Raw genomic sequence first — 13,547 nt, forward strand, 5'->3', positions numbered from 1 at the left:
TCAGAGCTTCAGGCTCTTGAGGTATTCACGGAATTCAGCGCCCACCTCAGGGTGCGCGAGCGCCAGCTCCACGCTGGCCTGCAGGAAGCCTTCCTTGCTGCCGCAGTCGTAGCGGATGCCCTTGTAGGCGTAGGCGTAGACCGATTCCTTCTTCATCAGCGCCGCGATGCCGTCGGTCAACTGGATCTCGCCGCCCGCGCCCTTGGGCTGGTTGCGGATCTCGTCGAACACACCCGGCGTGAGGATGTAGCGGCCCGCCACGCCCAGGCGCGAGGGCGCATCTTCGGGCTTGGGCTTCTCGACCATGCGGTTGACCTTCACGAGGCCTTCTTCGATCTGATCGCCGGCCACGATGCCGTAGCGCTTGACGTGCGCGAGCGGCACTTCCTGCACGGCCAGCAGCGAACCGCCCAGGCGGGCGAAGGCCGCAGTCATCTGCGCGAGCACCGGTTGGCCGCCATCGGGGCCGACCATCAGGTCGTCGGCCAGCAGCACGGCGAAGGGCTCGTTGCCGACCAGGTGCTCGGCGCACAGCACGGCATGGCCGAGGCCCAGCATGCGCGGCTGGCGCACGTAGGAGCAGGTCATGTCGTCGGGCATCACCGAACGCGCGATGTTCAGCAGCGCGTCCTTGCCGCTGGCTTCGAGCTGGCTTTCGAGTTCGTAGGCGGTGTCGTAGTGATCTTCGATCGCACGCTTGTTGCGCCCGGTCACAAAAATCATGTCGCGGATGCCTGCGGCATAGGCTTCTTCGACGGCGTACTGGATCAGCGGCTTGTCGACCACCGGCAGCATTTCCTTGGGCTGTGCCTTGGTGGCCGGCAAGAAGCGAGTGCCGAAGCCTGCAACAGGAAATACGGCCTTGCGGATGCGTGTCGAGGAAGTGGACATGGGCAGTTCAGCGTCTTTCTGAAAGGGGAGGGAAATTCCGGATGCGGGGCGGCAAGAAGCCGCATTCGGAATCCTAAACGCCTTCGATGCCCTGCGTCTGTCAGCCTAGGCGTACAAGTTGGTCGCGAAGACGCTCCAACATGGCGCTGAAGTCAGTCAGACGTTTACGTTCTTGCTCGATCACCGCCGGCGGGGCCTTGGCGACGAAGGCTTCGTTGCTCAGCTTGCCGTGGACCTTGGCGATCTCGCCTTCGATGCGCGCGATCTCCTTGCCGATGCGAAGCTTCTCTGCCGCCTTGTCGATCTCCATGTGCAGGCACAGGCGCGCTGCGCCCACCACTGCCACGGGCGCTGCTTCTGCCGCTGCCGACCACGAAGCCTCGTCGTCGAAGACCTTCACTTCCTTGAGCTTGGCGAGCGCCTGCAGCACCGGCGCCGATTCGCGCAGGAACGCCGCGCCTTCGGCATCGTCGGCCACCGCGTAGAGAGGCAGGCGCGTGGCGGGCGACACGTTCATCTCGCCGCGCAGCGTGCGGCATGCATCGACCAGCGCCTTCAGCCGTGCGACATGCGCCTCGGCCGCCTCGTCGATCTTCTCCGGCTGGCTCTTCGGATAGGCCGCGACCATGATCGACTCGCCTTCGCGGCCCGCTACCTTCGACACCTTCTGCCACAGCTCTTCCGTGATGAACGGAATCACCGGATGCGCCAGGCGCAGCAGCGTCTCCAGCGTGCGGATCAGCGTGCGGCGCGTGGCGCGCTTTTGCGATTCGTCGCCGGTCTGGATCTGCACCTTCGCGATTTCCAGGTACCAGTCGCAGAACTCGTCCCACGCGAACTGGTAGATCGCGCTGGACACGTTGTCCAGCCGGTACTCCTCGAAACCCTTGGCCACCTCGGCCTCCACGCGCTGCAGCTGCGAGACGATCCAGTAGTCCGCGCGGCTGAACTTGAGATACCCGTGGGCCGGGCCGCCGACCTTGCATTCTTCCTTCGTGTGTTCCTTGAGGCCGCAGTCCTGGCCTTCGCAGTTCATCAGCACGAAGCGCGTGGCGTTCCACAGCTTGTTGCAGAAGTTGCGATAGCCCTCGCAGCGCTTCGAATCGAAGTTGATGCTGCGGCCGAGCGAGGCCAGCGATGCAAAGGTGAAGCGCAGCGCATCGGCGCCGAAGGCAGGAATGCCTTCCGGAAACTCCTTCTGCGTGTTCTTGCGCACCGCGGGCGCCGTCTCGGGCTTGCGCAGACCCTGCGTGCGCTTGTCGAGCAGCTCGGGCAGCTCGATACCGTCGATCAGGTCGACCGGGTCGAGCACGTTGCCTTCGGACTTGCTCATCTTCTTGCCCTGCGCATCGCGCACCACGCCGTGGATGTACACGTCCTTGAACGGCACCTTGCCGGTGAAGTGCTTGGTCATCATGATCATCCGGGCGACCCAGAAGAAGATGATGTCGTAGCCCGTCACGAGCACCTGCGAGGGCAGGTACAGGTCCAGGTCCTGCGTCTTCTCGGGCCAGCCCAGGGAAGAGAAGGGCACCAGCGCCGCCGAGTACCAGGTGTCCAGCACGTCCTCGTCGCGCGTGAGCGTCTTGCCGGGCGCCTTGGCCTGTGCGTCGGCCTCGTTCTCGGCCACGTACCCATGGCCTTCCTCGTCGTACCACGCAGGGATCTGGTGGCCCCACCAGAGCTGCCGCGAAATCGTCCAGTCCTGGATGTTCTCCATCCAGTGGTTGTAGGTGTTGACCCAGCTCTCGGGCACGAAGCGCACCTCGCCCGACTTCACCACGTCGATGGCCTTCTGCGCGATCGATTGGCCATCGGCGCCGGGGCGCGTCATCGCCACGTACCACTGGTCGGTGAGCATCGGCTCCACGATGGCGCCCGAGCGCGCGCAGCGCGGCACCATGAGCTTGTGCTTCTTCACCTCGATGAGAAGGCCCAGCGCGTCCAGGTCGGCCACGATGGCCTTGCGCGCCACGAAGCGGTCCATGCCGCGGTACTTCTCGGGTGCGTTGTCGTTGATGGTCGCGTCCAGCGCGAGCACGCCGATCATCTCGAGCTTGTGGCGCTGGCCGACGGCATAGTCGTTGTAGTCGTGGGCTGGCGTGACCTTGACCACGCCGGTGCCGAATGCCTTGTCGACATAGTCGTCCGCGATGATCGGGATCAGCTTGTCCACCAGCGGCAGCTTCACGCGTTGGCCGATCAGGTGCTTGTAGCGCTCGTCCTCCGGATGGACCATCACGGCCGTGTCGCCGAGCATGGTCTCGGGCCGGGTGGTGGCCACGGTCAGCGTGCCGCTGCCGTCTTCCAGCGGGTAGGCGATGTGCCAGAGCGAGCCGTCTTCCTCTTCGCTCTCCACTTCGAGGTCGCTCACCGAAGTTTTCAGGACCGGGTCCCAGTTGCCCAGGCGCTTGCCGCGGTAGATGAGGCCTTCTTCGTACAGCTTCACGAAGGTCTGCGTCACGACCGCCGAGAGGTCGTCGTCCATCGTGAAGTACTCGCGGCTCCAGTCCACCGTGTCGCCCAGGCGGCGCATCTGCTGGGTGATGGTGTTGCCCGACTTCTCTTTCCACTCCCACACGCGCGCCACGAAGTTCTTGCGGCCCAGGTCATGGCGGCTGACCTTCTGCTCCTGCAGCTGGCGCTCCACCACGATCTGCGTGGCGATGCCGGCATGGTCGGTGCCCGGCAGCCACAGCGTGTTGTCGCCCTTCATGCGGTGGTAGCGCGTGAGGCTGTCCATGATCGTGTGGTTGAACGCATGGCCCATGTGCAGCGTGCCCGTCACGTTCGGGGGCGGCAGCTGGATCGCGAACGACTCGGCGCCCTCCTTGGGCTGCTGCGTGCCGCGGAAGCCCGCCTTGGCGTAACCGCGCTTCTCCCATTCGGGGCCCCAGTGCGCCTCGATGGCGGCGGGTTCGAACGATTTGGAGAGGCTCTCCAGTCCAGGTTGGGCGGCAGGGGGGGTGGGTTCGCTCATGGGGAATGCAGAACGGCGCCTTCGAGGGAGCCGTGGGGAGAGAGGGAGATAGCCAGCGATTTTACCGGCGCCGACCTCTGTGCCAGGAACGCCGCGGAACCGGCTTTGCCGGGCCGCTGGCGTTGCCCCCTGCAAGGGGGTTGGCGAAGCGACACGAAGTGCGCGAAGGCTGGGGGTGGGCCTATCCCATAATTCCGGGATGCTCTTCCTGCTTTCCCCTGCCAAGTCGCTCGACTACGACACTCCGGTTCCTCCTGAAGTCCCCGCCACCCAACCCCATTTCGAAGCCCCCCGCGGTCCCTCGACCGAGCTGATCAAGATCCTGCGCGAGAAGTCGCCCCTCGAGATTTCCGAACTGATGAACCTGTCGGACAAGCTCTCCGCCCTCAACGCGGCGCGCTACGAGGCCTGGTCGGCCAGGAGCACCGCGAAGAACGCCCGCCAGGCCGCCTTCGCCTTCGACGGCGACGTCTACGGCGGCCTCGACGCCCGCAGCTTCACGCCCGCGCAACTGGCCTGGGCGCAGGACCACGTCTGCATCCTCAGCGGCCTCTACGGCCTCCTGCGCCCGCTCGACCGCCTGCAGCCCTACCGCCTCGAAATGGGCACCCAGCTGGCCAACCGCCACGGCAAGGACCTGTACGCCTTCTGGGGCTCCCGCATCGCCGGGCACCTGAACGAGCGCCTGGCGGCCGACCGCACGCCGGTCGTCGTCAACGTGGCCTCGCAGGAATACTTCAAGTCGGTCGACCGGAAGGTGCTCAAGGCCCGCGTGGTCGAATGCGTGTTCCAGGAGTGGAAGGGCGACAAGTACAAGATCGTGAGCTTCTTCGCCAAGCGCGCCCGCGGCCTGCTGGCCCGCTGGGCCGTGCAGCACAAGGCGGCCACGCCCAAGGCGCTGGAAAAATTCGACCTCGAGGGTTATGGTTTCGACGCCGATGCGTCGACAGCCGAAAGGCTGGTGTTCAGGAGAAAAGTCTGATGTCCCAACCGATCAGTCCGGAGCTGCGCGAATGGCTGGTGGCCCAGCTGGCGGCCGGTCATTCGGTGCCCGCACTGCGTGCGTCGATGCGCGCGGCCGGCTGGCACGATACGGCCACCGACGTGGCGCTGGCCCAGCTGGAGGCCGGGTTCCCCAATGTCGAGGTGGTGCCGGCACCGGCGCGCACCGAGATGCCCGGCCCCGATCTGGATGGCGCGCCGCTGTACCTGGATGCCGGCGACCGCCAGGTGCAGGTGCTGCAGACGATGCGGCATCCGCGCGTCATCGTCTTCGGCAACCTGCTGTCGGCCGAGGAATGCGAAGGGCTGATCGCCGCGGCGCGCGTGCGGCTCGCGCGCTCGCTCACCGTCGAGACGCGCACCGGCGGCGAAGTGCTCAACGTCGACCGCACCAGCGACGGCATGTTCTTCGAGCGCGGCGAGAACGAGATCGTCGCGCAGCTCGAGCGGCGCCTGGCCACGCTGCTGCGCTGGCCGCTCGAATTCGGCGAGGGCCTGCAGATCCTGCGCTACGCACCTGGCGCGCAGTACCGCCCGCACTACGACTATTTCGATCCGAACGAGCCGGGCACGCCCACCATCCTCAAGCGCGGCGGCCAGCGCGTGGCCACGCTCGTGATGTACCTGCAGGAGCCCGAGCAGGGCGGCGCCACCACCTTCCCCGACGTGGGGCTCGAAGTGGCGCCCGTGCGCGGCACCGGCGTCTTCTTCACCTACGACCGGCCCGACCCCGTCACCCGCACGCTGCATGGCGGTGCGCCGGTGCTGGCCGGCGAGAAGTGGGTTGCCACCAAGTGGCTGCGAGAGCGCGAATTCAAATGACAGGGAACCGATGAAAGTCACCGCCAACGGGCTGCAGATCGAGGTCGACGACACTGGGGGCGAAGGGCGCCCCGTCATCCTGCTCATCATGGGCCTGGGCATGCAGCTGGTCGCATGGCCCACCGCCTTCGTGCAGCAGCTGGTCGACAAGGGCTTTCGCGTGGTGCGCCACGACAACCGCGACATCGGCCTGAGCCAGGGCTTCGACCATGCGGGCGTGCGCAACATCGTGTGGGAGACCATCCGCCACCGGCTCGGCCTGAAGGTGCGCTCGGCGTACACGCTGCAGGACATGACGCACGATTCGATCGGCGTGCTCGATGCGCTGGGCATCGAGAAAGCGCACATCGTCGGCGCCTCGATGGGCGGCATGATCGCGCAGCGCCTGGCCGCCACGGCGCCCGGGCGCACCGCCAGCCTGGTGAGCATCATGAGTTCGAGCGGTGCGCGCGGCCTGCCCGGCCCGCGCCGCGAGGTGGGCGCGATGCTCATGCGCCGTCCCCTGGGCAAGGGCGAGGCCGAACTCGTGGCGCACAGCATCCGGTTGCTCCGGCTCATCCAGAGCCCGGCCTATCCGCAGACCGACGCAGAACTGGCCGAGCGCCTCACCTTCAGCATGCGCCGCGCCTACCACCCGGCCGGGCTGATGCGGCAGATGCTCGCCATCGGCGCCGACGACGAGCGCCCCCAGGTGCTCGCGCGCATCCAGCGCCCGACGCTGGTGCTGCACGGCGAAGCCGATGCGCTCGTGCCCATCGCCTGCGGCAAGGACTCGGCTGCGCGCATCCCCGGCTCGACCTTCATTTCAGTTCCCGGCATGGGCCATGACCTCCCGCCCGAGGTCTGCACGATCCTCGCCAACCACATCGCGCCGTTCGCCCATGCCGCGGACGCCAAGGAAAAGACGCCATGAGCCTCGATAACCACCCGGACAATCCCAACACCCCCGAGCAATCGCAGCTCGGCCGCGCCTCGGCCTACGCGGACAAATACGACCCTTCGCTGCTCTTTCCCATCGCCCGCGCCACGCAGCGCGAGGCCATGGGCATCAAGAGCGATGCGCTGCCCTTCTTCGGCGCCGACCTCTGGACCGCCTTCGAAGTGAGCTGGCTCAATCCGCGCGGCAAGCCGCAACTGGCCATCGCGCACTTCACCATTCCCTGCGAAACGCCCAACATCATCGAGAGCAAGTCGTTCAAGCTGTACCTGAACAGCTTCAACAACAGCACCTTCGCGAGCATCGAGGCCGTGCGCGAGCACCTGCGCACCGACCTGGCCGAAGCCGCGTGGCGCGGCAGCGACCAGTCGGCCGGCATCGGCGTGAAACTGCTCACACCCGATCTCTTCGACCGCGAGCCGGTGCACGAGATCGACGGCCTCGACCTGGACCGCCTCGACATCGAGTGCACCCACTACCAGCCCGCGCCCGAGTTGCTCACGAGCGACACCACGCAGGTGCATGTGAACGAGACCCTCACCAGCCGATTGCTGAAAAGCAATTGCCTCGTCACCGGCCAGCCCGACTGGGGCAGCGTGCAGATCCGCTACAGCGGCCCGCCGATCGACCAGGCCGGGCTGCTCGCGTACATCGTGAGCTTTCGCAACCACAACGAGTTCCACGAGCCGTGCGCCGAGCGGATGTTCACGGACATCTGGAGCCGCTGCAAACCCACCAAGCTCGCGGTGTATGCGCGCTACACGCGGCGCGGCGGGCTCGACATCAATCCGTTTCGCACGAGCTGGCCGCAGGCGCTGCCGGCGAACATTCGCACGGCGCGGCAGTAGGCACCACCGAAGCCCCTCTTCATCAATCCGAAACCCGCTCCCCGCCCCCTGTGGCATTCTGGATCGACCCCGCGAACCCGCGGTCGAACGAACATCCGGAGCGGAGACAAAAATGGTTGAAGGAAAAGTGGTCGTCGTCACAGGCGCGGGCGGCGGCATCGGGCGCGACATCGCGCTGGCCATGGCGAAGAACGGCGCAAGAGTGGTGGTCAACGACATCGGCGCTGCGCTCGACGGCGCGGGCGGCAGCGCCGGCCCGGCGCAGCAGGTGGTGGACGAGATCCGCGCCGCGGGCGGCGAGGCCGTGCCCAATACCGACAGCGTGGCCGATGCCGCGAGCGCCGCGCGCATCGTCGAATGCGCCGTCGAGAGCTTCGGCCGCATCGACGCGGTGGTCAACAACGCCGGCATCCTGCGTGACCGGTTCTTTCACAAGATGTCGGTGGACGAATGGGATGCGGTGCTCAAGGTGCACCTCTACGGCGCCTACTACGTGAGCCGCGCGGCCGCCACGCACTTCAAGGAACAGAACGCGGGCGCGATGGTGCACATGACCTCGACTTCGGGCCTCATCGGCAACTTCGGGCAGGCCAACTACGCGGCCGCCAAGCTGGGCATCGTGGCGCTCTCCAAATCCATCGCGCTCGACATGCTGAAGTTCAACGTGCGCTCCAACTGCATCGCGCCCTTCGCGTGGAGCCGCATGATCGGCGCCATTCCCACCGACACCGACGAGCAGCGCGCCCGCGTCGACAAGATCAAGCAGATGACGCCTGCCAAGGTCGCGCCGCTCGCGGTGTACCTGGCGAGCGATGCGGCCAGCGCCGTGAACGGGCAGATCTTCTCGGTGCGCAACAACGAGATCTCGCTCATCAGCCAGCCGCGGCCGGTGCGCTCGGTGCACCGCTCCGAAGGCTGGACGCCGCAGAGCATCGCCGAGCACGCCATGCCCGCGATGCGCGCGAGCTTCTACCCGCTGGACCGCTCGGCGGACGTGTTCAGCTGGGACCCGGTTTGAAATGGAACTCCCCCAGGCTTCGCGCACTTCGTGTCGCTTCTCCAACCCCCTCGCCGGGGGCGACACCGGCGGCCCGGCGAAGCCGGTTCCGCGGTGTCCCGCGAATTGGCCTTGGCGGTTTCATGCGCCGTGGAAGGCGCACGGCGCCATTCGCCGGACAATGCAGGTTCCTTGCGCTTCCTTCGTGCCCGCCCGGTGAATCTGCATTTCGACCTGTTCGACCTGAAACTGTTCGTCTACGTGGCGGATGCGCGCAGCCTCACGCGCGGCGCCGAGAAGGCCTGCATCTCGCTGGCCGCCGCCTCCACCCGCATCAAGCAGATGGAAGAGGCGGTGGGCGGCAAGCTGCTGCACCGCAGCGCGCAGGGCGTGACGCTCACGGCCGCGGGGCAGGCGGTGCTCTATCACGCCAAGCGCGTGATGCAGCAGATGGAGCACCTGCGCTGCGACATGCAGGACTTCGGCAAGGGCATCAAGGGCCATGTGCGCGTGTTCGCCAATACCACCTCGATCACCGAGTACCTGCCGCAGAAGCTCGCCGGGTTTCTCACGCAGCACCCGGCCGTGCAGGTGGACCTGCGCGAATACCTGAGCGAGGAAATCGTGCGCGCGGTGGCCGATGGCGAGGCCGACATCGGCATCCTCGCGGGCGACGTGCACACGGGCGATTTCGACGCACGCGCCTTCGGCAGCAACCAGCTCGTGCTGGTGGTGCCCAAGACGCATCACCTGGCCGGCGCGCCTTCCGTGGCCTTTGCCGACACGCTCGACGAGCAGCACGTGGGCCTGCACCACGGGAGCGCCATCCATCGCTTTCTCCAGCGCCGCGCGGAGCTCGCGGGCCGGGGCTTCAATCCGCGCATCCAGGTCAGCAGCTTCGAGGCGATCTGCTTGATGATCGAGGCGGGCGTGGGCGTCGGCGTGCTGCCGGCCTCCTCGGCACAGCGGCTGTCGATGGCGATGCAGATTGCGACCGTGTCGCTCAGCGATGCGTGGGCGGAACGCGAGCTCAAGCTCATCGCGCGCAACCGCGAGCAACTGCCTGCGTCGGCGCGCGAACTTTTCGACCACCTGGTCGCGCCCTGAGCGCGCACCTGCGCATGTCGGCCGACCCGAAATCGCTGCGCCTCTTCGTGGCCATCGCCGACCACGGCAGCATCAGCGAGGGCGCCAAGCGCTGCCACATCGCGCTCGCGGCGGCCAGCAAGCGCATCTCCGATCTCGAAGCCCGCGCGCGGCTGCCGCTCCTGGTGCGCCATGCGCGCGGCGTCACGCTCACCTCGGCGGGCCACGGCCTCCTGCTGCATGCGCGCGCCGTGCTCTCGGCCATGGACCGTCTGGGCGCCGAGCTCGACGATTTCCAGAACGGCGTGGCGGGCGTGGTCAGCATCACGGCCAATGCATCGGCCATCGCGCAGTTCCTGCCCGCGCAGATCGGCTCGTTCCTCCGGCTGCATCCGGTGCTCAAGATCGACCTGCAGGAGCGCGCCAGCACCGAGGTGGTGAAGGCGGTGCAGGCGGGCCTGGCCGACATCGGCGTGATCGAGGGCAACACGCCGGCAGAGAACCTCGAATGCCTGCCCTACCGGTCCGACGAGCTGGCGGTGATCGTCGCGCGCGACCATCCGCTCGGCCGCCGCAAGCGCATCGGCGTGGACGAGGTGCTGCGCCACGACCATATCGTGGTGCGCGAAGGCACGGCGCTGCACCGCGTGCTGCTGAGCGCCGCGCTGGAGGCGCAGGTGCCGCTCAAGGTGCGCATGCAGGTGGGCAGCTTCGACATGGTCTGCCGCATGGTGGAGCAGGGCGTGGGCATCGGCGTGCTGCCCTATGCCGCGGTGCTGTCGCAGCTGCAGATACTGAAGCTGCGCTGCCTGAAGCTCGATGCGCCGTGGGCCATGCGCCGCCACCTCTTGTGCGTGCGCAGGCAGCAGGAGCTCACCGTGGCGGCGCGCTCGGTGCTGGAACACCTCGGCCGGCCCGACTGACGGCGCCCGGGGAGCCTTCGCGGCGCGCGAAGGCTCGAACCCGTCAAAAACGAATTGTTCTCCGGCGGCCTGCGCGCAAAGATGCGGGCACACCCAAGGAGACAAGCTTGAAGATCGTTCGCGTCAGCGCCACGCCGCTGAACATTCCCGTCGCCATCGACGTGCTGGGCCTGAACAAGCAGACCTCGCTCTCGCTGTGCCTGACCGAGATCGAAACCGACACCGGCCTCGTCGGCCACGGCATGACCGCCATCACCGAGGAAGAAATCATCGCCGCCGCCGTGCGCGAGGTGGCCGGCCCCGCATTGATCGGCGAAGACCCGATGGCCACCGAGCGCCTGTGGGACAAGCTCTACTGGCTGCTCTCGCCGCGCGGCCAGACCGGCTACGCGAGCCACGCCATCGCCGCGCTCGACATCGCGCTGTGGGACCTCAAGGCCAAGGCGCTCGGCCAGCCGCTGTGGCGCCTGCTGGGCGGCGCTCGCCCGAAGGTGCCGGTGTACGCCACCTTCGGTTTCGGCTTCTTCGAGCGCGACCAGCTCGCCGCCGCCGCGAAGCTCTGGGTCTCGCAGGGCTTCCAGCGTTTGAAGATGACCGTCGGCGGCCACGCGCTCGCACGCCGCGACGAGCCGCGACCCATCGACGAAGTCATCGCCGAAGACGTGCGCCGCGTGGCCGCCGTGCGCGAAGCCGTCGGCCCCGAGGTGAAGCTGTACGTCGATGCCAACTGCGGCCTTGACCTGTTCCACGCCACCGAACTGGCACGCCGCATCGAGCCCTACGGCATCAGCTTCTTCGAGGAGCCGCTCACGCAGAACGACGTGCGCCAGATGGCAGAGCTGCGCAGGCGCACCACCATCCCGCTCGCGTGCGGCCAGAACGAAGGCCTGGCCTTCCGCTTTCGCGACCTGCTGGTGAACCAGGCGGCCGACGTGCTGCAGCCCAACGTGACCATCTCGGGCGGCTACTCGCAGTGCCTGAAGATCGCGGGCATGGCGCAGGCCTTCAACGTGCCCATCGACAACGGCGGCGCCTGGCCCTTCCACAACATGCACCTGCATGCGGGCGTGTCGAACGGCGGGCTGGTCGAGTACCACTACGTGGCGGTGCAGATGTTGAAGCAGATCTTCGACGGCCTGCCGGTGCCCGACCAGGGCTGGCTCACGCTGCCCGAGACACCGGGCCTCGGCTTCACGCCCAATGCGCAGCGCGTGCGCGAGCTCGCCAAGCTGCCGACCTCGCACGGCAAGGGCAAGGCCTGAGCCGCGCGGCACGCAGGGAGGCACACACTTCCGATCACGACCAGGCCGCACAGACGGCCGGCGACCCCCAAAGACAACGGAGACAAGATGAAAGCCAGCCAAGCGACTCGCCCGGCACGCCGGCATGCACTGCGGGCAGCGATGGCCCTGGGCCTTGCGGGCGTGCTCATGGCGCCCGCGGCCTGGGCCCAGAAGTACCCCGACAAACCCATCCGCCTCATCGTGGGCTATTCGGCCGGCGGCGGCGTCGATGCCGTCGCGCGGTTGCTGGGCACGCGCCTGTCCACGGTGCTGGGCCAGCAGGTGCTGGTGGAGAACCGCACGGGCGCCACCGGCCTCATCGCAGCCGACCTCGTCGCCAAGGCCGCGCCCGACGGCTACACGCTGATGATGGGCGACAGCGCCTTGCTGATCGCCAAGCTGCTGCAGCCGAAGATCGCGATCGATCCGCTGACCAGCTTCAAGCCGGTAGCGGGCGCGTTCATCTCGCCGCTGATGATCGTCACCGGCAACGACTTTCCCGCGAAGACGCCGGCCGAACTGGTCGCGCAGCTCAAGGCGAACCCGGGCCGTTTTTCCTTCGCCACCTCGGGCGTGGGCACGGTGCAGCACCTGGGCTTCGAGATGCTCAAGCAGTCCACGGGGAGCTTCGTGGTGCATGTGCCGTACCGGGGCGCGGCGCAGATCGTGCCCGACGTGATCGGCGGGCAGGTGCCCATCGGCGTGGTCAGCGCGACGGCTGCGATGGCGCAGGCCAGGGCGGGCAAGCTGCGCGCGGTGGCGTTGATGAACAACGCGAAGCTCGAAGGTGCGGAGAACGTCGCGCCGCTGGCCGATGCGCTGCCGGGCTTCGACGTGGCGCCGCGCATCTTCGTGCTCGCGCCGGCTGGAACGCCGAACGAGATCGTCGAGAAGCTTTCCGCGGCGGTGAAGACGGTGCTCGATACACCAGAAGCCGGCGCTGCGGCGGCTGCGCAGGGTACGCTGCGGGCCTATTCGACGCCTGCCCAGTTGGGCAAGGACATGGCCGATGAAACGGTGCGATGGAAACGCATCATCACCGAGCAGCGGATCGTGGCGGAAGGAGGCTGAGGTGGAACATCTCGGCCTGATCGTCCCCCCCGCCGCCGGCGCAGTGCCGGTGGACGGCCCGCTGCTGTACGGCGACCGCATCCGCTTCAGCGCGCGGGGCCTGGGCCTCGGCGAAATCTCCACGCGCGGCTACACCGAGGTCATCGATTCAGTGATCGGAAAGGCACTCGAACTGAAGGCCGATGGCGTGAGCGCCGTGTCGCTCATGGGCACGTCGCTCAGCTTCTTTCGCGGCGCCGCATTCAACCGGCAGCTGGAAGTGGAGATGGCGCGCGCCACGGGGCTTGCCTGCACCACCATGAGCAATGCCATCGTCACCGGGCTTCGCAGCCTGAACGTGCGTCGCGTGGCGGTGGCGACGGCATACATCGACGAGGTCAATGTGCACTTGCGGCGCTACCTCGAGCAGAACGACTTCGAGCCGCTGGCCCTCGAAGGCCTGTCGATCTCCGATGTGCAGGAAGTCGGCACGGTGCCGACGCAGGTGCTGGTGGACCTGAGCCGGAAGGTGTTCGAGGCGCAGCCGGGCGCGGACGGCATCCTCATTTCCTGCGGCGGGCTGGTCACGCTCGATGCGGTGCGCGAGGTCGAGGCGCTGCTGAAGGTGCCCGTGGTCTCCAGCTCGCCCGCGGGCTTCTGGGACCTGGTGCGCAAGGCCGGGCTCGATGCACGCTCGCCCGGCCACGGGCGCCTGTTCGCCTGATCCG

General features: G+C 67.4%; 12 protein-coding genes. 10 read left to right on the forward strand and 2 right to left on the reverse strand.

All coding sequences use genetic code 11. The features are described from left to right. On the reverse strand, positions 1-891 hold the full coding sequence (galU, locus tag BM133_RS25655; protein WP_093440164.1) for a UTP--glucose-1-phosphate uridylyltransferase GalU: 891 nt from the start codon (positions 889-891) through the stop codon (positions 1-3). Between the two features lie 100 nt (positions 892-991). Beyond that, entirely contained in the window at positions 992-3,871 is a 2,880-nt protein-coding gene (locus tag BM133_RS25660) for a valine--tRNA ligase (protein WP_093440167.1), read from the reverse strand. Positions 3,872-4,070: 199 nt separating this feature from the next. On the opposite strand from BM133_RS25660, the gene yaaA reads away from it, so the two are divergent. The 10 genes from yaaA to BM133_RS25715 all read left to right on the forward strand — a co-directional run bounded on the left by yaaA (position 4,071) and on the right by BM133_RS25715 (position 13,543). Continuing rightward, on the forward strand, positions 4,071-4,853 hold the full coding sequence (gene yaaA, locus BM133_RS25665) for a peroxide stress protein YaaA (RefSeq protein WP_093440170.1): 783 nt from the start codon (positions 4,071-4,073) through the stop codon (positions 4,851-4,853). Continuing rightward, complete coding sequence (locus BM133_RS25670) at positions 4,853-5,695, forward strand: 2OG-Fe(II) oxygenase (RefSeq protein WP_093440172.1); 843 nt, start codon at positions 4,853-4,855, stop codon at positions 5,693-5,695. The genes yaaA and BM133_RS25670 overlap by 1 nt, the downstream gene beginning before the upstream one ends. A gap of 10 nt (positions 5,696-5,705) precedes the next feature. After that, a complete protein-coding gene (locus BM133_RS25675; RefSeq protein WP_093440174.1) occupies positions 5,706-6,608 on the forward strand; it encodes an alpha/beta fold hydrolase in 903 nt (300 codons plus the stop codon). Then, positions 6,605-7,480, forward strand: a complete 876-nt coding sequence (gene queF / locus BM133_RS25680) for an NADPH-dependent 7-cyano-7-deazaguanine reductase QueF (protein WP_093440176.1) — start codon at positions 6,605-6,607, stop codon at positions 7,478-7,480. Before BM133_RS25675 ends, queF begins: the two co-directional genes overlap by 4 nt. A 112-nt stretch (positions 7,481-7,592) precedes the next feature. Further along, positions 7,593-8,498 carry an SDR family NAD(P)-dependent oxidoreductase gene (locus tag BM133_RS25685; RefSeq protein WP_093440178.1) on the forward strand — a complete coding sequence of 302 codons (906 nt, stop codon included), beginning with the start codon at positions 7,593-7,595 and terminating at the stop codon, positions 8,496-8,498. A gap of 195 nt (positions 8,499-8,693) precedes the next feature. Then, complete coding sequence (locus tag BM133_RS25695) at positions 8,694-9,584, forward strand: LysR family transcriptional regulator (protein ID WP_093440183.1); 891 nt, start codon at positions 8,694-8,696, stop codon at positions 9,582-9,584. Between the two features lie 14 nt (positions 9,585-9,598). Further along, on the forward strand, positions 9,599-10,486 hold the full coding sequence (locus tag BM133_RS25700) for a LysR family transcriptional regulator (protein ID WP_093440185.1): 888 nt from the start codon (positions 9,599-9,601) through the stop codon (positions 10,484-10,486). A 107-nt stretch (positions 10,487-10,593) separates the two neighbouring features. Continuing rightward, the gene (locus BM133_RS25705; protein ID WP_093440188.1) at positions 10,594-11,748 is read left to right on the forward strand and encodes a mandelate racemase/muconate lactonizing enzyme family protein; all 1,155 of its coding nucleotides are present in this window, start codon (positions 10,594-10,596) and stop codon (positions 11,746-11,748) included. 87 nt (positions 11,749-11,835) lie between these two features. Next, a complete protein-coding gene (locus BM133_RS25710) occupies positions 11,836-12,840 on the forward strand; it encodes a Bug family tripartite tricarboxylate transporter substrate binding protein (RefSeq protein WP_093440191.1) in 1,005 nt (334 codons plus the stop codon). A 1-nt stretch (position 12,841) separates the two neighbouring features. After that, the gene (locus tag BM133_RS25715; RefSeq protein ID WP_093440193.1) at positions 12,842-13,543 is read left to right on the forward strand and encodes an arylmalonate decarboxylase; all 702 of its coding nucleotides are present in this window, start codon (positions 12,842-12,844) and stop codon (positions 13,541-13,543) included. Positions 13,544-13,547 lie beyond the last annotated feature (4 nt).

The organism is Variovorax sp. 770b2, assembly GCF_900115685.1.
GTDB lineage: Bacteria > Pseudomonadota > Gammaproteobacteria > Burkholderiales > Burkholderiaceae_C > Variovorax.

Bases quoted from the DNA above. Each gene is read 5' to 3' on its own strand.
- queF (WP_093440176.1), top strand. From the start codon at position 6,605: ATGAGCCTCGATAACCACCCGGACAATCCCAACACCCCCGAGCAATCG.
- BM133_RS25710 (WP_093440191.1), top strand. From the start codon at position 11,836: ATGAAAGCCAGCCAAGCGACTCGCCCGGCACGCCGGCATGCACTGCGG.
- BM133_RS25660 (WP_093440167.1), bottom strand. From the start codon at position 3,871: ATGAGCGAACCCACCCCCCCTGCCGCCCAACCTGGACTGGAGAGCCTC.
- BM133_RS25700 (WP_093440185.1), top strand. From the start codon at position 9,599: ATGTCGGCCGACCCGAAATCGCTGCGCCTCTTCGTGGCCATCGCCGAC.
- BM133_RS25675 (WP_093440174.1), top strand. From the start codon at position 5,706: ATGAAAGTCACCGCCAACGGGCTGCAGATCGAGGTCGACGACACTGGG.
- BM133_RS25685 (WP_093440178.1), top strand. From the start codon at position 7,593: ATGGTTGAAGGAAAAGTGGTCGTCGTCACAGGCGCGGGCGGCGGCATC.
- BM133_RS25670 (WP_093440172.1), top strand. From the start codon at position 4,853: ATGTCCCAACCGATCAGTCCGGAGCTGCGCGAATGGCTGGTGGCCCAG.
- galU (WP_093440164.1), bottom strand. From the start codon at position 891: ATGTCCACTTCCTCGACACGCATCCGCAAGGCCGTATTTCCTGTTGCA.
- yaaA (WP_093440170.1), top strand. From the start codon at position 4,071: ATGCTCTTCCTGCTTTCCCCTGCCAAGTCGCTCGACTACGACACTCCG.